General features: G+C 39.9%; 14 protein-coding genes. 7 read left to right on the top strand and 7 right to left on the bottom strand.

What is annotated here, in order from left to right; translation table 11 throughout:
• Positions 1-15: 15 nt before the first annotated feature.
• Positions 16-4,287: a hybrid sensor histidine kinase/response regulator gene (locus tag IEE83_RS06740; RefSeq protein WP_194119849.1), complete on the bottom strand. Its 4,272-nt coding sequence runs from the start codon at positions 4,285-4,287 to the stop codon at positions 16-18.
• A gap of 140 nt (positions 4,288-4,427) precedes the next feature.
• Between IEE83_RS06740 and IEE83_RS06735 the strand changes: the two genes are divergently transcribed.
• Together IEE83_RS06735 and IEE83_RS06730 are read left to right on the top strand one after the other, a co-directional pair.
• The gene (locus IEE83_RS06735) at positions 4,428-5,204 is read left to right on the top strand and encodes a 3-hydroxybutyrate dehydrogenase (RefSeq protein WP_194119848.1); all 777 of its coding nucleotides are present in this window, start codon (positions 4,428-4,430) and stop codon (positions 5,202-5,204) included.
• A 54-nt stretch (positions 5,205-5,258) separates the two neighbouring features.
• Positions 5,259-6,290, top strand: a complete 1,032-nt coding sequence (locus IEE83_RS06730; RefSeq protein WP_194119847.1) for an MBL fold metallo-hydrolase — start codon at positions 5,259-5,261, stop codon at positions 6,288-6,290.
• Positions 6,291-6,293: 3 nt separating this feature from the next.
• On the opposite strand, the gene IEE83_RS06725 is transcribed toward IEE83_RS06730, so the two are convergent.
• The 5 genes from IEE83_RS06725 to IEE83_RS06705 form a co-directional block, all read right to left on the bottom strand.
• Positions 6,294-7,106, bottom strand: coding sequence for a sugar phosphate isomerase/epimerase family protein (locus IEE83_RS06725; protein WP_194119846.1), 813 nt, complete (start codon positions 7,104-7,106; stop codon positions 6,294-6,296).
• Between the two features lie 141 nt (positions 7,107-7,247).
• The gene (locus IEE83_RS06720) at positions 7,248-8,108 is read right to left on the bottom strand and encodes a sugar phosphate isomerase/epimerase family protein (protein ID WP_194119845.1); all 861 of its coding nucleotides are present in this window, start codon (positions 8,106-8,108) and stop codon (positions 7,248-7,250) included.
• A gap of 202 nt (positions 8,109-8,310) precedes the next feature.
• Positions 8,311-8,709 (bottom strand): LytR/AlgR family response regulator transcription factor, encoded by a 399-nt coding sequence (locus IEE83_RS06715; RefSeq protein ID WP_228101703.1) that lies wholly within the window; start codon positions 8,707-8,709, stop codon positions 8,311-8,313.
• Positions 8,710-9,220: 511 nt separating this feature from the next.
• Complete coding sequence (locus IEE83_RS06710; protein WP_194119844.1) at positions 9,221-9,751, bottom strand: hypothetical protein; 531 nt, start codon at positions 9,749-9,751, stop codon at positions 9,221-9,223.
• 175 nt (positions 9,752-9,926) lie between these two features.
• Positions 9,927-11,897 carry a DNA/RNA non-specific endonuclease gene (locus IEE83_RS06705; RefSeq protein ID WP_194119843.1) on the bottom strand — a complete coding sequence of 657 codons (1,971 nt, stop codon included), beginning with the start codon at positions 11,895-11,897 and terminating at the stop codon, positions 9,927-9,929.
• Positions 11,898-12,226: 329 nt separating this feature from the next.
• Between IEE83_RS06705 and IEE83_RS06700 the strand changes: the two genes are divergently transcribed.
• Positions 12,227-13,066, top strand: coding sequence for a DUF2306 domain-containing protein (locus IEE83_RS06700; RefSeq protein WP_194119842.1), 840 nt, complete (start codon positions 12,227-12,229; stop codon positions 13,064-13,066).
• 30 nt (positions 13,067-13,096) lie between these two features.
• Here the strand turns inward: IEE83_RS06700 and IEE83_RS06695 are convergent, their stop codons facing one another.
• Positions 13,097-13,675, bottom strand: a complete 579-nt coding sequence (locus IEE83_RS06695) for a phosphatase PAP2 family protein (protein WP_194119841.1) — start codon at positions 13,673-13,675, stop codon at positions 13,097-13,099.
• A gap of 277 nt (positions 13,676-13,952) precedes the next feature.
• Between IEE83_RS06695 and IEE83_RS06690 the strand changes: the two genes are divergently transcribed.
• The 4 genes from IEE83_RS06690 to IEE83_RS06675 all read left to right on the top strand — a co-directional run bounded on the left by IEE83_RS06690 (position 13,953) and on the right by IEE83_RS06675 (position 17,871).
• Positions 13,953-14,759: a transglutaminase domain-containing protein gene (locus IEE83_RS06690; RefSeq protein ID WP_194119840.1), complete on the top strand. Its 807-nt coding sequence runs from the start codon at positions 13,953-13,955 to the stop codon at positions 14,757-14,759.
• A gap of 36 nt (positions 14,760-14,795) precedes the next feature.
• A complete protein-coding gene (locus IEE83_RS06685) occupies positions 14,796-15,923 on the top strand; it encodes an AI-2E family transporter (protein ID WP_194119839.1) in 1,128 nt (375 codons plus the stop codon).
• Between the two features lie 123 nt (positions 15,924-16,046).
• Positions 16,047-16,601: a hypothetical protein gene (locus IEE83_RS06680; protein WP_194119838.1), complete on the top strand. Its 555-nt coding sequence runs from the start codon at positions 16,047-16,049 to the stop codon at positions 16,599-16,601.
• Positions 16,602-16,752: 151 nt separating this feature from the next.
• On the top strand, positions 16,753-17,871 hold the full coding sequence (locus IEE83_RS06675) for a hypothetical protein (RefSeq protein WP_310588480.1): 1,119 nt from the start codon (positions 16,753-16,755) through the stop codon (positions 17,869-17,871).
• The last annotated feature ends 120 nt before the right edge of the window (positions 17,872-17,991 follow it).

Genomic DNA, 17,991 nt, shown 5'->3' with positions numbered 1-17,991 from the left:
GACAAAAACCGATTATTAGTCTGATTTACCGTTACTGAAAACAATTTTGTAAGCTTTTTGCAAAACTTCTTTAATTGCTTCCAGTTTGATAGGTTTGGCAACATAATCATCCATTCCTGCCTGCAAACAATTATTTCTGTCTTCCTGCATCGCGTTGGCTGTTAAAGCTACGATATACGGTTTTGCGCCAAAATCTTTTCTGATGATTCTGGTGGCTTCGAAGCCATCCATTTCCGGCATTTGAATATCCATTAAAATCACATCAAAATTCTCTTCGGAAAGCTTTTTCAAAACTTCGATACCATTTTCAGCAATCACAATTTGATAGCCAAGTTTTTGCAATACATATTGTATAAACTTCTGATTAACAAGGTTATCTTCCGCTACAAGTATTTTAAGAGGAAATTCATGTGAAAAATGATCATTCAGAATTTTGACCTCTGCCGTAAGATTTGGATTAACATTGTTATGATGTGTCAAAACCTTGTGAATAATATTTAAAAAGGCAGATTTTTTAACCGGCGTTGTTAAACTTCCCACAAATAAATCCTCGAATTTAAAGGCCGTGTCATCTCCTGCGGCATGCAATAGAATTACTGGCGTTGCATTCACATTATTTTTGAGCAACCTTGCCAGACCTAAACCATCAGATCCCGTCAGTTTTACTTGTGTGATAACAAGATCAAAATGTTTACTGTCTTCCAATATTTTTATAGCCTCATACTCCGAAAACGCTATAATGGTTACCAATCTAAACCCGTCGAGATAGTTTTTTAGGATCATCTGATTGGTTTTGCTGCCGGTAACAAGCAAAATCCTTTTTCCTGAAATCTCTGAAACTTTAGCGTTATCCCTAACTTTCTCCGCAAACCTTTGTCCGGCCGGGGTTTTAATATTGAAAGAAAAAACAGAGCCTTGTCCAAATACGCTGTCTATGGTAATCTCCCCACCCATTATTTTAACCAGACGTTCACAAATAACAAGGCCAAGCCCTGTACCGCCATATTTTCTGTTTATGGAAGAATCGACCTGAGAAAATGCTTTGAAAAGATTCGGCAGTTGATCCGGCCTGATTCCAATTCCGGTATCTTTTATCGAGAAACCGAGATTTAGACCAGACTCCGGACTTTCTTCAAGTTTCTTCACATGAACAAAAACCTCACCTTCGGTAGTGAATTTTATAGCATTATTAATCAGGTTGGTAAGTATTTGTTTCAGTCTTGAACTGTCCCCAATGATATAATCCGGCAGATCATCTTCAAGAAAATAAAGCAGATCGATATTCTTTTTGGATGCCTGCAAGGCGAAAAGATCCATGATTTCTTCCATCACCACGCGCAGGTCAAACTCCTGTTTTTCCAGGTCAATATTTCCCGATTCAATTTTGGAATAATCAAGAATATCGTCGATCACATTGAGTAATGCTTCTCCACTGGTTGCAATAGTCCGGGTATAATCCTTTTGTTCCGGCGTTAATTCTGTTTCGGATAACAACGCAGTCATTCCAATTACACCATTCATTGGCGTTCTGATTTCATGACTCATTGTAGCCAGAAATATACTTTTGGCCTGATTTGCCCTTTCCGCTTCTTCTCTGGCAGATTGCTCTTGCTCGCGCTGGATAAACAGCTCATCGGTTTGGGATCGTAATTCCTCTGATTGAGCCTGCAATTCTTCATTTAGGGATTGAAGGTATTCAGACTGCTGATACAATTCTTCTGCCTGTTTTTTTACAACAAGTGTTCTTTGCTCCACAAGCTTTTCCAGGTCTGCTTTTTGGGTAACAATGGAATTTACCCGGTATCTGTAAAAAGCATAAATCAGCCAGGCCAAAAGCAAAATAAACAAAATCCGGAACCACCATGTTGCCCAAAAAGGTGGCGTAATGGTGATTGACAAATTATTTGTGCCTTCCGTCCAGGTTCCCGAAAAATTCTGGGCCTTAACTTTGAAAGTATAATTTCCCGGAGGCAGGTTTGTGTAAACAGCCGAATTATTTGATCCGACGTAGTTCCATTCCTTGTCAAATCCTTCAAGGATGTATGCGTAATTCTCACCAGCAAATGTATAATCCAGCGCTGCAAATTCCAGTGAAATAAAGGATTGGTCATAGGAAAGGGTGATCGAAGAAGTTTCGGAAATGTCTTTGTAAAGCGGAGAGCTGTCATCGACAGTTATATTAACGTCTTTATTGAAGATTTTCAAATTTGTCAATACAATCGGAAACGAATGTTTTCCGGGAATTAATTTGCGCGGATCGAATTTATTAAAGCCGTTTACACCACCGAAATACAGGTTTCCATAAGAATCCCTGTACCCGGATTTTTGTTTGAACTCATAAGCCTGCAAACCATATCCGGCAGAATAACGCTGAAACGTTTTTCGCACCGGATCAAACATAGAAAGCCCATTGGCTGTACTTATCCAGAGCATTCCTTGCTCATCCTCTACAACAGCCTGGGTTGAATTATTGATCAATCCATCATCCGTAGTATATCGTTTAAACTTTTCATTATCAGCATCATAACGAATCAAGCCTTTGACAGTCGCCAGCCAAAAAATACCATGAGAATCTTGCGTGATTGAAATGATTGGATTTTCACTAACTTCTTTTCCCGAAACATTTTTGGCAATAAACTTTCCGGTTTTGGGATCATAAAAACTAAGTTTTCCATCCTCCGTTCCGATCCAAAGTTTGCCGGAACGGTCTGTCAGCAAAGAGTTGACTATATTATTGCAAAGACTTACCGGATCTACCGGATTGTTGAAATGATGTTCAAAACGCTTTGTTTCAGGATCGTAGGAATCAAGACCATCACCGTATGTACTAAACCATACTTTTTTGTCCGGGGTAATTGCAATGGTGTAGATATTATCGTTCCGTAGACTGTTATCCTGGTTTTTATCATGTTTCAGGGCGGCAAACTTTCCGGTTTTCCGGTCATAAATGCTGACTCCGTTTCCCCAGGTACCAATCCACAGTTTTTGCTGACTGTCTTCGGTAATTGCCAAAACATAATTTCCGGATATACTTTGCCCGTGCTCTGTATGTTTGTAAGCCGTAAATTTTTCCGTTTTTCTGTCATACAAATTCAGTCCGCCACCATCTGTGCCGATCCAGAAATTCTTGTCTGAATCTTCAAAAAAGCAAATCACAAAATTATGCGAAAGACTGCCTGGTGAGCTGCCGTGCTGGTAATGTTCAAAATTGGTGCTATTGACAAAAACATTTGCTCCTCCGCTATAAACCCCGAGCCAAAGATTATTTTGCCTGTCTTTAAAAAGATAATCAACCGAATTTGCCGATACACTACTTTGATCAATATCATCATGAACGTATGACGTAAAACTCCATTTAGCCAGATTCAGGATATTAAGTCCGCCATTTTCAGTACCGATATATAGATTTTCCCCGATCTGCCTGATGTTGGTAATATTGTTATTGGAAAGCGATGCAGGATTGGCAGGATCATTTTTAAAATGTGTAAAAGTATTTTCTCCGGATTTAAGATTCAGGCCTTCACCATATGTTCCCACCCATATTCTGCCCAGATTATCCTGGAAAATACATCTGACATCATTTCCCGATAATGACGATCGGTTTTTATCCGAAATAAATCTTTTAAATGAATTGGTTTTTCGATCCAGAAAATTTAGTCCATGCGCTGTTCCTGCCCAAATGTTATTCTCCCGGTCGCAAAAAACACTGTAAACATTGTTATCACTGATGGTTTCGGGGTTGGAAGGATCATTTCTAAAATGTTTGGATACAGACTTACTCGCAGGATCAAATAAATCCAGCCCGGCGGAAGTTGCCAGCCAGAGTTTTCCGTCTTTGTCCGTTTCTAATCTGCTGATATAATTGGTATTAACACTTTTATCATCCTTTTCCGCATGCTTGTAAGCGTAAAATTTACCCTTGTTCCTGTCAAACATATTTAAACCGCCCCCGACGGTCGAGACCCAGATATTACCTGTACGGTCTTCGACAATTCCAGTGACATAATTATTACTCAGACTGAACGGGTCCTTCTCATCATTTTGGAAAGTGATCACTTTGCTCCCATCATACCGGTTCAATCCGTTTCGGGTACCCAGCCAGATAAAGCCTTTTTTGTCCTGAAAAATGCAATTTACATTGTTGCTTGAAAGACCATTATCAGTGGAAAGTTTTTTAAAATGAATGGGTTTATTTTGCGCAAGTGCAATGAACGGAATTAATTGCAGCAGCGCCGTAAAACATATTGAATAAAAAGCACCCCTCTTAATTCCTTTACAAAGCGACATATTCGACTGTGGGCATATTTGAAGTAATATACAAGATTTTATTAACTGTATATGGTTAAACGGCCATCTCCAAATTAAAAATATTTTAAATCCCGATTTGTGAAATAGTATTAGCTTTGATTTGGCTAATTTCATAAGATATGATTCAGAAACAGGTAGTTTTCATCACCGGTGCGGCAAGCGGAATCGGCTATGCCATAGGGAAGGAATTTGCAGCGCAAGGCGCAGGTGTTGTCCTTAGCGATTCCAATGAAGAAAAGGTTTTTCAGGCAGCGCAGGACTTACGCAGTCAAGGATTTGACGTTGTAGGCATGTGCTGTGATGTAACCAGCGAGCAGGAAATAATAAGTACCCTGGATGAGACACTTAATGTTTTTGGCCGTCTGGATGTGCTCATAAATAATGCCGGTATTCAGTACATTTCTCCTATCGAAGCTTTTCCGACGGAAAAATTTGAACTGTTGTTAAAAATCATGCTCACAGCTCCTTTTATCGTGATAAAACATATTCTGCCGGTTATGAAAAAACAAAATTCCGGGCGAATTGTTAATATGGCATCGATCAACGGACTGGTCGGTTTTGCCGGAAAAGCTGCATACAACAGTGCCAAGCATGGCCTGATCGGCCTTACAAAAGTGGCGGCTCTTGAAGCTGCTGAATACGGGGTAACTGTCAATGCTATTTGTCCGGGTTATGTAGATACGCCACTGGTGAGAAATCAGCTTTCGGATTTAGCCAAAACAAGAAATATTGCTTTTGAAAAAGCGCTTGAAGAAATTATTTATCCGCTGGTTCCGCAGAAAAGATTACTTGATGTTCAGGAAATTTCAGATTATGTGCTTTTCCTCGCAAGTGAAAAAGCCCGTGGAATTACTGGTCAGGCTGTTGTTATAGATGGCGGTTACACGGCCCAATAAATTCATTTCATTTTTGCCAAATATACTGGCAGACAATCTACTAATTTCAAACACATGAAAAATCCTGCCAGTCAATATCTGAATAATCCTGATTTAAAAACACCGAAAGCGCCGCAAGACTGGTCAGGAACGCCGGTAGATGGCGATGGCAGGTTTAGAAATCTTAATCATACCTTTTCTGCGAACATGACAGATGTGTTCCGCTGGAAATTTCAGAGAAATCCTTTCAAGAAACAAAAGCATGCAGAAATCTGGAACCCTGAAATTTTCAGGGATAATTCCTGGCTTGAAAAATCCGATGATATCATCGTCTGGCTCGGTCATAGTACGTTTTATATCCGTGTTAATGGCATCAAGATCTTGACAGATCCTGTTTTTGGCGATATACTTTCCGTAAAACGCAGGTCAGAATTTCCAATTGACTTTCATCGGCTGATTAACCTGGATTATATACTTCTTTCACACGATCACAGGGACCATTTAGACAAAAAAAGTCTGAATATTTTGTCTAAACAAAATCCTGATGTCCGCTATCTTACAGGCCTGCATATGAAAGAAATCGTAAAAGAATTTACACAATCTGGTAATATTGAAGAAGCTGGCTGGTATCAACAATATAACACAGATAATCAACCTGTTAATATAACTTTTATCCCGTCCAGGCATTGGTCTAAACGAGGCCTATTTGATACCAACCTTCGCCTTTGGGGTGGCTTTGTTATTGAAGCTGAAAATAAACGTATTTTATTTGGAGGTGATAGTGGTTATGACACACATTACCAACAACTTGCTGACGTTTTTGGAAGTTTTGATTTTGCTATTCTGGGCATTGGCGCCTATGCTCCCGAATGGTTCATGAGCCCAAATCATCAGTCACCGAAAGATGCCCTCAAAGCTTTTACACAACTGAATGCGAAATATTTCATTCCGATGCATTATGGCACTTTTGATTTGTCAGATGAGCCGCTTGGTGAACCATTGAGACAATTACTTGCCGAAGCCAAAAATCAAAATCTGGAAGACAAACTTATCATATCTCAAATTGGAAAACCCGTTTCGATAACCGGTTCAAAACGATCAATATAAAATCTAAAATGCCTGGTACCGCTTCTTTAACAAGTTCATCATGTGAACGTTTATCTCCCACTGATCTCCAACCGGCAGCCGGGTGTAAGGAAGAACGGGCATGTAAGTAGCCGGGCCAAATTCTGTGGTTACCGTAAGTAGAAGATTCTTTTGTTTGTGAATTTCAGCAATTTTATCCCACCATTGCAAATGCGTTTCAAGAACTTCCGACCATTCCGGAGCGCGGGGATCATTCACCTGCGGCCCTTCTGAATGCCCCACACGACTATGAAAATGAGCCGTGTGTGCGATGGCCAGATCAACTGCTTCCTGCTGATCTTCCAGCAAAGATTCATGCACATTACACCAGTGCGAAATATCCAGTGTTATCCGAAGATCCGGAATTCTGGTCAGGTAATTCTCGGTAATATTGGCGGCGTATAAAGATTTCCCCCGGTGTGTTTCATGGATTATTTCAATTCCGGATTCCTGCGAAAGCCGGCGGGCCAAATCAAAAAGCGTTTTACTCTGATCGAAACTGAAATAATCTTTCCCTGTCTGGCAATTGATAAAAACAGGATTAGCTGCGATCAGATTCCGCAGATATTTTTCATAGTTGAGCAAATGCTCGTTCAAATCTTTCTCAAAGGATTGCCAGTACTGGCCAATAAGTTTCAGGTCGTGATCTGCTAAAACAGCGAGGATTTCCTGTTTTTCTGTTTCATCAAATGGCAATCCCATTTCCACTCCGTCATACCCTGCGGACTTTACATTTTTACAAAAGGTATCAAAAGGAAGTGTATTTCCCCATTGCGGCGCATAAAAACTGATATCCATATTGAATTAAATTTCGATAAAACAATCTCTTCGACAATCCCGGATAAAGTTAAACCATAAAATTACCGTCAAAGCAGAAATTTTTGCTCTAACGGTAACTTTATGGCTTGATCCTTCCTAAAACCCGGTTAAAACCTGCAATTAATACGTCAGACTTTTCAAATAGGCTATGGTTTGCGGAACCTGTGTGGCGTAACTTGGACTTTCATCCTCGATATAAAAATGTTCGATTGAAGATTTTTTGGCAGCTCTCAAAATCGTTGGAATATCAAGCTGGCCTGTTCCCAGGGCAACGTCATTTTCAACTGGCGTTCCACCCGACATATTTCCCTGAACACCTTTACGAAGGTCTTTCATATGCACCAGTTTGAAGCGGCCAGGATATTTTTTGATCAGTGCCGCAGGATCCTGGCCAGGAAAAAATGCCCATAACATATCCAGTTCAAAACTTACATATTTTGGATCGGTTTTCTGAATAATATAGTCCATCAACGTCCCATCTTCATATTTTTCAAACTCATAACCATGGTTATGATAACAAAAAGTAAGACCGAATTCATCTTTAAGACGTTTACCGATCTGGTTAAAATCTGCCACCGTTTTTTCCGCCATCGCCAGTGTAAATGCTCCCTGATGAGGAATCCAGGCTACCCGGACAAATTTCGCACCCAAAGTTTTTGCATTTTGGCCAACCTCCTGCGTTTTATCAAGTGCATCAGCATATCCCACGCCGAAAGAAGAAGCCTTGATGCCTCTTTCATCTAAAAGTTTACGAAGATCAGCTGCCGTTTTACCAAACAAACTGGAAAATTCCATGTCTTTAATACCAAGACTTTTCAAAGTGTCCAGCGTTGCAGCGGCATCTTTTGCTAAACTTTTGCGAAAAGTATAAGATACCATACCAGGCTGCTCGGGAAAAAGTGGTTTCCCCTTTTGTGCAAAAACAGGAGCATTACCAGCAGCAAATGCCAGTGCAAGAAAAGTCAGGTGTTTAATTTTCATATCAAAACAAGTTAATTATTTAGTTTTTAAGCTGTTAAAGCTGCCGATATTCATCGTATAATAGCTGACGACAGAAAGTGGAAGTTGCCCTGTCAAATTCGGTTTCAATAGCAAGTTTCAAATATAAAATGAACTGATACCATAAAAAAATGCAGCCTGCCGGATGGGAAGACTGCATTTGAAAACAACAGGTTTTTAAATTTTATGCGCTTATCTGCAAACTGGAATGATTCAGGATTTTTGTTATCTGTTTATTTTTCCGGCGACTTACAGTGACTTCACTGCCGCAAGCCATTTTTAGTAACCGGTCGTCCTCTATACGTTCCAAAACAAGATCTGAATTGATAAGAAAAGATTTATGAATCCGGATGAAGTTCTGTTTAAGATTTTCAGAGAGCAGTTTCATTGTTTTGCAAACCAGATATCTTTTGCCTGAATCCGTGTAAATAAAAGTATAATTGCCTGATCCCTGCAAAAATGTGATCGTGTTGGTTGTAACGGTGATTGAACTTCCCATATGATGGATCAGAATATTTGTTCCTGATGCCACGCCGGCGTTTTTAGCTGCTTTCCTTCTTCCTGGTTTAGTAAAATTTTTCATAATGAGCGAAAATTTTATTGTGAGCAAATGAAGATTAAATGGTGTGTTGGTCGTAAAGGCAAGAGTCATCCTTGCGAAAGAATTTTAACAAAAAGTTGTCTTGTGTTTAGACTGAAATAATATCCCCTGTTTCTTTTTGGTGACAAGAATTGAAGTCGCGCCCAGGGCGGCGAGCAGCAGTGTAATTTTTTAAATTTTCATAACGATATTATTTGTTAAGGATTGAGAAAATATAAAAGAGAAGCGACTTAGTTGATGTGTTCACTACCTGCTTCCTATTTGTATTTCAAAATTAAAACAACAGATTACCATGAAAATTGAAAATACGTGTAAGGCGGTTTTGACTTTAACCGCGGCGGAATTAAAGGAAAAACTGGTAAATAAAAGATTCATTCAGCAACATAATTCCCTAAACGACAAGGTACTAAATACAAAAACAAGAGCCCCGATCCCGGAACTCTTGTTCAAATTATCTCTACCTTTAAAAATCGTCTTGTAATATTTCAGTTTGTCAGCCTTTGGCTTTGCGGCAAAGCTGTACGGACTCTTCAAATTTTTGTTTTATTTCTTTTACCAAAGCTTCGTCTTTTGTATCCAGACTAAAAGAGCTGTTGGTGCCCGATTCTTTGATATCTTCATCGTCCATATTAAACGACCCCGAAAATCCGCCAACACCCATATTCATTTTGATTTTATCAGCGGGAACATCGAGTATCAATGTATACTGGCCATCTTTATTTTGCTTGTAAGTTACCTTCCTGACATCTTTCAGCTGCCAGGCCATGTTCATACCAAACGATACATTTTCATCTTTGCTGTCCAGCACCATATTCATTTGACAACCTTTGAAATCAAATTTTGGGACAACCTTTTTATTCTTACTTTCAACATTGTGATTATTGTCTTCAATAATCAGTTTATTTAGCTGCTTTTCAAGCCAGGCAGTATTTTTGGCTAATGTCTGAGCATGCGTACTCAAACCTGTCAGGAGCATAAAGGCTGCAAAAGCAGTTGCGGTGAAATAACTTTTTTCTATTTTCATGGCTATTGGGTGTTAATTGTTACAGAATAAAATAACAAAAACGCCCGAAGGTTTTTTCATGAAAAATGGCTGAAAGGTTTACAGGATTTATAAATGGATTAAAAAGCTTTTTTGACAAATTAAGGTATTTCAATAGCTGACTTCCAGGCCATACCAAAATAGGGACGTTCTGCAATTACCGTCTTGGATGATCAATATCTGACAAACTACGCAGATTCTTATCGGCCTTATCCTTTCTCACATCCGAATTTCTGATAATATCTGAAAAAATAAGTCCTGTCTGCTTTTCCAGTTTTTTTATTGTGGTTTGAAAATGGTTAAAGTCGCCTGTCGGAATAATTTCAAAAGGAATATTGGTCGCCCATTTGCTTTGATCTACCACATAAGCACTAGAAAAAATTTGATCGTTTTTATCCTTGACCACAACCACTTTCCAGAAATACTTTGGGATCAAAATACCACGGTGTTTTTGGTCATCATCAGAAAAAATGGGCCCATTGTATACATTTGCCAATATATCTTCCTGATCTGTATTGTATAAAATATAATTTTCAAGTCCCTGCCAAAGATCCTGTCCCTGGTTGAACTGCCAGTATTGCGGACTACAATTTGTCCAGTGAAAAGTATCATCGTTGGCAAGAATTGAGGTCGGCTCATCACCCCAAACCGGATCCAGCCTGCGCACCAGATGGCCGCGGTCAAAATATCCTTTTGAACCCAAACGGCCCGGTTCAGAACCGTATAATTCATCGCCTACCTGAATATTCAAATCGATTCTGGGATCTTTAAACCATTTATCTGTTCCCCGGTTCAGACTGTTGGCCTTGCTTCCGTCAATGTTGACAGCTGCATAAAAAGCCATTTTTCGTACCTTATTATACACAACCGAATAGTGAGTATACCGCAAAACATTATCCACAGCACCATCAACAGCGGCAATATCTTTTGTATTTTTAATTGAAGGCAAACCAATATTCAATCCAAGAAAATTATCATCAAAACCACTTCTGCCGTCATAGTATTTTTTGTCGCGCAGGTTAACCTTTACTTTGTCAGTTAAAGTTTCCAAGGAGCTTACTGGCCTTTCCAGATCTTGTCCTGTGACAATACTTTCTTTTGGTTTTGAGCCGCCAATGGTGATAATTCCATTAACGTCATCCAAAAGCTGCTGAATCAACGTAAACCGCTCAACACCGCCGGCAGCGTGCTGAATGCTGATTTCTTCAATTATCTTACTGGTCCGGATGCCTTCGTTGGCTATATATTTAATCGCCGCATCCGAAAATTTGGCCAGATCATTTTCCTCCACCCATGTTCCGTCATTTAATTGAATCTCTTTATTCCCGTCTACAATTCTTGACTCGGTAACGCTGCTGTGATGAAGCGCCACAACCTGCCACTGATCATTAAAAACAGGAGCGCCCGAGGATCCGGTTGCCGTATCACTTGAATACCAAAGTCGTTTATCTTTTTGAGGATCAGACGAATCCCCAATTTTCAGCACCTCATTTTCGCGAACCGCAATATACTTCTCACCTCCGCCGGGATGCTGAATAATTGTCACAAATTCTTTTTCATCAATTTTATTCAAGGCAGGGATCATTCTCAAAAAACCGAAATTATCCAGCGTTATGCTGCCGTCTTCGGATTGCTCAGCAACGGCAATGACGGTAAAATCCAGCTCATCTTCACTACTTGTAATAAAGCATTCGCCAGGAAGAAACGAGAATGTCTTACTAGCCTTCATCCTGCCATTTACATCCGCTTCAAAATCAAATTCTGCAAATCCACGAGCCGCTGCGGATTTGTCTTTTATGACATGATTATTGGTAATTATTAATCTTGGCGTGATCAAAAATCCGGTTCCCCATTCACCCTGCGCACCAAAAAGATCAGGAATATAAATCCTGCAAACGGCTTTGGCAGCGTTCACCCCTCTTTGAAGATAATTGATCCTTAAAAGATCATTTCGCCCCATATATCTTTCCAAATCAATTCTGGTAACACCAGCACCGCTGTCCGACATTTGCGCTACTCTGTTGGCAAGATCAGTCACAGCATCTTCTCTTGGAATGCGTGCGCTTGCTTTATTTGCCCGCAGTTCACTGGCAAAATCTTCCGGATAATCTGAGGTGAAAGTTGTCATGATCATTTACACTTTAAAGTTGACCGGCTGGTCTTTTTATTCCTTTCTAAAACACTGCAAATTAACAGCTTTAATATTACCGCTTTGTTAATATTACTGAACGGCAAAAGCCTGGTTCGTTGTCTTTATAGTTACCTTATTAAGATAATTTTTTCAAAAACCGCTTGATATTACAACGAATAACTGGCTGCTGCTTTTTCTAACAAATTCAATTTCAGGGAAGAAACTGTCCTTTTTCCTCCCGATCTTAACTGTTATATTTGTCTGATTAGTATGGCTGTTTTCGGTACCAGTCAATAAATTCCAAATACTCCCGCCCTTTAAAAAGCATGATTGAACAATCTCTTCCAAAAGCAAGGATAAACAAAAGCGACGCCAGGGCAGTGCGCATTACAGGTTTTCTGCTCGTTTCCACCGTTTGGGTCAGTGCAGGTTTATTTGGGTTGTATATACTCGCTTTTTACGCTGCGGCTTTGTACGAAGGCAACATGGGACAATGGAATAATGTACTTCCCGGATTATATCAGCAAGGCGAATTGGTTCAAACCAGCGGCATAGGAATTCATTTCGCCAGCGGCGGCATTATTTTACTTTTGGGAAGTATCCAGCTAATGGAATCTGTGAGAGTGAAATATTCGTTTTTACATAAATGGATTGGAAGAATTTACGTGCTGTCGTGTTTGCTTGCAGCCATTGGCGGTTTGGTTTTCATCGTGATAAAGGGAACCATTGGCGGCACTGTCATGGATATCGGTTTTTCTCTTTACGGAATTTTGATGTTATTATGCGGTATTGAAACGTATCGCCATGCGGTTGCCGGAAGGTTTGAGAAACACAGCACCTGGGCACTACGATTGTATGCACTGGCGATCGGTTCGTGGCTTTATAGAATGGATTATGGTTTTTGGATTATGCTTACGGATGGGCTGGGACATTTGAAACAATTCAACGGGCCTTTTGACAACGTTATGTCCTTTTTCTTTTACATCCCAAATTTGATTGTTGCCGAACTTTTCATCCGGTCGGGTGGCGGCAGAGCGAGTAAAGGATTTAACTGGATGGCTGCTTTTGTTATGCTTTTTGTAACAGGTTTTCTTCTGACCGGAACCTACTTTTTCGCCAAATACTATTGGCTTCCGGCTATTTTTGGCTTATTTATTAATCCGTGAGCCAGCTAAAAATAGATTTCGAACGGCATTTCAATGTCTCATAAAACTTAATCCAAGCGCTGTGCCCACACCAAGCGCCATGCCAGCAGCTACATCAGATGGATTATGAACACCCAGATACATTCTGGAATAACCTACCGTCCCGGCCCATAACATGGATGGCGCGATGACGTACCATTTTGGATAAGCCATCGACAATGATGTTGCCGTACTAAAAGATGCCGAGGTATGGCCCGAAGGTAATGAATATTCACCCGGTTTGTAAACCGGCGTGAGTGAAATATGAACGAGGAAAGGCCTTGGCCGTTTGAATATTTTTTTCAGCGAATGATTTAAAATTGCTGTACAAGCTGTGCTGCTAAATATATAAAAAGCGTTTTGCCGCATACTTTTGTTATGATCAATAATGCCAGCGACAAACAATCCAGCCGGAATTCCTGCATTGACATAATTGTTTGCATCCGAAATACCCCTCATGAATTTTGTCTGCCCGTCAGAGCGGCTGGCTTCTAGTTTTTGTAAAATTGCAAGGTCGAAATTATCGACAGCCGTTTGCGCTTGTGCGGCTGAAAAACAGAAAATCCAGTAAAATAGAAATACTTTCTTCATATCTTAAAAGTAACAATAAAGCGTTAGCATCTGTTGCCGGGGCTGAATTTTCTATTTAAACCTGAATTCCTTCACCCTTTCAGAGCGCCTGCCGTTTGAAATTTTTTCGAAAGGATTCCATATTGTTAAATCTCAAAATGATCATTGTTAACAATGTCGTGGTTTCCAATTCTGTTTTATCTGTCTGGGACCAAGATCAATTCTGCTTAACTTTAAAAATCCTCATGGCATGAAATTTTAGGTCAAATCTTTAACCAAAAGATTTAATTCTGATTTTATGAAAATGAAAGGAAGGAGCGTAATCACCTACAGTGTTTATTCGCCCACAAATGTTACTACAATGCTGCGTCCCAGAAGACAGGACGGCCAATCTGTTTTACAGGAAGGATTCAGTATTGACCCCTCTGTTGAATTTTCAGAGTATACAGATTTATACGGAAATCCATGTCAGCGTGCTGTGTTGCCCGTTGGCCAGGTAACCATCACCACAGAAGTTCAGGCCCAGGTGAATCCGACCAAACCTATTCCCAATCCGGTACCGGCGTATGTACTTGTAGGTAACTTACCTGATGAGGTCATGCACTTTATTCTTCCCAGCCGTTATTGCCAGTCAGATTTGCCTGAAATCAACAAACTAGCCATGGAAATCGCAGGTAATTTTGTACCCGGATACGATCAGGTTGAAGAAATCAGAAAATGGATTCATCAAAATATTAAATATCAATATGGCGTAACTGACGCCACAACAACTGCGCTGGATATTGTTAGAAACCGCATAGGTGTTTGCCGGGATTTTACACATCTGGCAATAGCACTTTGCAGAAATCTTTGCATACCTGCACGTATGACTGTGGGTTATCTAGACAAGCTTCAGGAAATGGATCTACACGCATGGTTTGAAGTATATATTGGTGGAGACTGGTATGCTTTTGACGCCGTTCAGGAACATACGGAAGGTTACCGGATAGAAATTGCACATGGTCGTGATGCAGCAGATGTTGCCATGATTACTCAATATGGAAATGCCACATTGGAATCATTACATGTTGAAGTTGAATTGCTGGAACCAGAACCAGCTAGCTAAGTATAAAAGATTAACAAAATTGTTGCATTTTAATACATGAATAATTTACCATTAACCGTCAGAAGATCGATCGAGCTGCTTGGTCTGGTTCTTCTGACAGCCATTTTTTATGTAGGAAGAAGTATATTGATGCCGATCATTATGGCATTTTTTATAAGTCTGGTCCTTCTTCCTGTTTTCCGGTTTTTAAGTAAACGAAAAGTACCCGAAGCAATCGCTATTGTCATACCAATCCTTCTGGTTTTCATTTTACTGGCCGGTATTATCTGGTTTTTTTCTGCACAGGTGGGTTCACTAGTGGCAGATTTTCCTAAAATAAAAAGTAATGTTAGTATCCACCTCAATACACTTAGCAACTGGGTTTCGGGTGTCACGCATTATTCTACAAAAGAACAGCTCGATTTTATAAATAAAAACACAAATGAGCTTCTCAGTTTTGCCGGCAAAAGGGTAAGTACTTTCGCTTTAACGCTCAGCTCAGTTTTTGTATTTGTCGGACTTTTACCCATTTATATTTACCTGATTCTCTTTTACAAAAATCTTCTGCTCAGGTTTATTTTTATGTGGTTTAGTGAAGAGCACCATCCGAAAGTAAAAGATGCTATTTATGAAAGTGAGACGATCATTAAAAGTTACCTGATCGGCCTTTTGATCCAGATCACTTATATGACTATTCTTGTCGGCGGAACTTTGTTGATCATTGGTATAAAACACGCACTTTTAATCGGGGTGATTTTTGCCATTCTTAATCTAATTCCATATGTCGGTGCCTTGATAGGAAATGTAATTGGCGTCATTCTTACGATGACTTCTTCAACGGAACTTTGGCCGATATTTACGGTTCTGGGTGTTATTGCTGGTGTTCAGTTTCTGGATAATAATATTTTGATGCCAAGAATTGTTGGGTCAAAAGTTAAGATCAATGCTCTTTTTGCTATTCTTGGCGTTATTGTTGGAGGAAGTATTGCAGGTGTTCCTGGTATGTTTCTGTCAATGCCCATTATTGCGGTACTAAAAGTTATTTTTGACCGGACGGACATGTTCAGACAATGGGGAATTTTGCTTGGCGATGAACGTCCCGAACACAATCCGATGACATCCCCTGATTCACGAAAAAAAGAAGCTGTGATTTCCAAATCAGGTACGATAAGGAACAGCAAATAATGCGAGGTTTCCATTCAATCATTAATCTGAAACCAGACAAAAATAAAACAGCAGACCCCGGAGTACTTGCAACTTATTAACATTCTTCTAATTTTGTAGACGAATCTGTTAAATGTTAATTCTTTGATCCGAATTCTGTCAATTCTGCTTTTTGGGCTTTTACTTTATAATGCGGTCGGCTATTCTGTTGTCTATCTGTGTGAAAGTAATCATACAATCAGCTCCAAAAAGCAGAATTATATTGAAACGAATGCCTACTCCCAGGATATTGTCATAAAAATTCCTGTGCCTCTTCCCTACCAGACAAACTGGAAATCTTCCGAAACCGTTGAAGGGGTGATTCAGCACAATGGCAACTACTATCAGATAAAAACCAGGCAACTCATCAATGATACACTCTATGTACATTGTGAGTTGGACCAAAATGCCCGTGAGCGGTTTAGTTCGCTGGTTTCCAATATTATAAATGAGGTTAGAGGAATGCCATCTGATCCGCACAAAACCTCACACGCAACAATCTTAAAGAATTTCGTTAAGGAATATTTGTCACTGGACAGAAAACATACATTTTATCTGTTGGAATGGTCTGAAACTGCTGTGCTTGCGAAAGATCATTACGTTTATCACGCTTCAAAAACGCATCGCCGTATTTTGTCTCCCCCGCCCGAATTGGCCTGATTTATTTTTACTTACAAAACAAAATTCCGGTTTTGCAAAATGAATTTTCATTTCGCTGATCTCGTGTATGCTATTCTTCATTATCATTTTGAGGCTGGCTGTACTAAAAATTATTAGGACAATTCAACCATTTTTATTTATCAATCTTCACGTGAAAAAACTTGTATTATTACTAGGCGTTATACTTTCTATATCTTCATTTTCAACCTATCAGGCAAACGGTCAGGGCTGTGTGGCTATTCGCAGCACCGGAAATGCATGTATGCTCGCTCATGCTGATAGCACTGATCATCAGCAGTGGGTTTTGACCACCAGTGCGCGTTATTTCAAATCGTTCCGCCACTTTTCTGGCACAGAAGAAAACAAGGACAGGCTTAAACAACATACAGAAGTGATTAACCATACCGCTTCGCTGGATATCAACCTGACCAGAATTTTGAATGATCGCTGGTCCATCATGATTGATTTGCCCGTTATCTCAAACGCACGCTCATCTTTGTACGAACATGGGCTGATTAATGGAGTGAATAATTTCAACCAACGCCATAGTACACATTCTTTTGGAATTGGCGATATGCGTATTGCCGCTTACCACTGGCTTTTTGATCCCAAGAAAAGTACACGCGGAAATATCCAGTTGGGATTAGGCATTAAGCTGCCAACCGGAGATTACGACTATCAGGATTATTGGTATAATGTTGGCCCTAACGGTAGTAAAGAACTTCGCACGGTTGATCAGTCCATTCAGCTTGGAGATGGCGGAACCGGTTTTACAGTCGAGGCCAATACGTATTACAATGTATCACACAACTTTGGCGTATATGCGAATTTTTACTATCTCGTTAATCCAAGAGAGCAAAATGGCGTGCGTACTTACCGTGAAACTTTATCACCACGTTTGGCCAACGAAGCCATCATGAGTGTTCCTGATCAATACATGGCAAGAGGTGGTTTCAGCTATTCATTAAGCAATGTTGTTCGTGGTTTGACCGTTGCTGCCGGGGCTCGTTTGGAAGGAATTCCTGTTCACGATATTGTGGGCGGAAGCGGTGATTTTCGTCGCCCGGGTTATGTGTGGAGCGCAGAACCAAGTATTAATTACACTACAAAAAAATATAGCATCTATGTAAGCGTGCCGATTGCTTTGGCAAGAAACAGAACTCAAAGTGTAACAGACAAGGAAAATTCTGCTACTTACAATACTTATATCCGTGGAGACGCAGCTTTTGCAGATTACTCGGTTAATGCGGGGATTTCCTTCAAATTCTAAAAAATAATGTAATCAAAAAAGGTTTCAGGTCGATGACTTGAAACCTTTTTTTGTATCGAATTTATTCAAATAAATTAAGTGTTGCATAGGATCAGCACTTTTTACAGAAACCAAATTGTC

Source organism: Dyadobacter subterraneus (genome assembly GCF_015221875.1).
Lineage (GTDB): Bacteria > Bacteroidota > Bacteroidia > Cytophagales > Spirosomataceae > Dyadobacter > Dyadobacter subterraneus.
This window is presented reverse-complemented; position numbering and strand designations above follow the sequence as displayed.

What these genes read in the sequence shown, in the direction of transcription:
- IEE83_RS06740 (WP_194119849.1), bottom strand. Translation starts at nt 4,287, where the DNA reads ATGTCGCTTTGTAAAGGAATTAAGAGGGGTGCTTTTTATTCAATATGT.
- IEE83_RS06735 (WP_194119848.1), top strand. Translation starts at nt 4,428, where the DNA reads ATGATTCAGAAACAGGTAGTTTTCATCACCGGTGCGGCAAGCGGAATC.
- IEE83_RS06730 (WP_194119847.1), top strand. Translation starts at nt 5,259, where the DNA reads ATGAAAAATCCTGCCAGTCAATATCTGAATAATCCTGATTTAAAAACA.
- IEE83_RS06725 (WP_194119846.1), bottom strand. Translation starts at nt 7,106, where the DNA reads ATGGATATCAGTTTTTATGCGCCGCAATGGGGAAATACACTTCCTTTT.
- IEE83_RS06720 (WP_194119845.1), bottom strand. Translation starts at nt 8,108, where the DNA reads ATGAAAATTAAACACCTGACTTTTCTTGCACTGGCATTTGCTGCTGGT.
- IEE83_RS06715 (WP_228101703.1), bottom strand. Translation starts at nt 8,709, where the DNA reads ATGAAAAATTTTACTAAACCAGGAAGAAGGAAAGCAGCTAAAAACGCC.
- IEE83_RS06710 (WP_194119844.1), bottom strand. Translation starts at nt 9,751, where the DNA reads ATGAAAATAGAAAAAAGTTATTTCACCGCAACTGCTTTTGCAGCCTTT.
- IEE83_RS06705 (WP_194119843.1), bottom strand. Translation starts at nt 11,897, where the DNA reads ATGACAACTTTCACCTCAGATTATCCGGAAGATTTTGCCAGTGAACTG.
- IEE83_RS06700 (WP_194119842.1), top strand. Translation starts at nt 12,227, where the DNA reads ATGATTGAACAATCTCTTCCAAAAGCAAGGATAAACAAAAGCGACGCC.
- IEE83_RS06695 (WP_194119841.1), bottom strand. Translation starts at nt 13,675, where the DNA reads ATGAAGAAAGTATTTCTATTTTACTGGATTTTCTGTTTTTCAGCCGCA.
- IEE83_RS06690 (WP_194119840.1), top strand. Translation starts at nt 13,953, where the DNA reads ATGAAAATGAAAGGAAGGAGCGTAATCACCTACAGTGTTTATTCGCCC.
- IEE83_RS06685 (WP_194119839.1), top strand. Translation starts at nt 14,796, where the DNA reads ATGAATAATTTACCATTAACCGTCAGAAGATCGATCGAGCTGCTTGGT.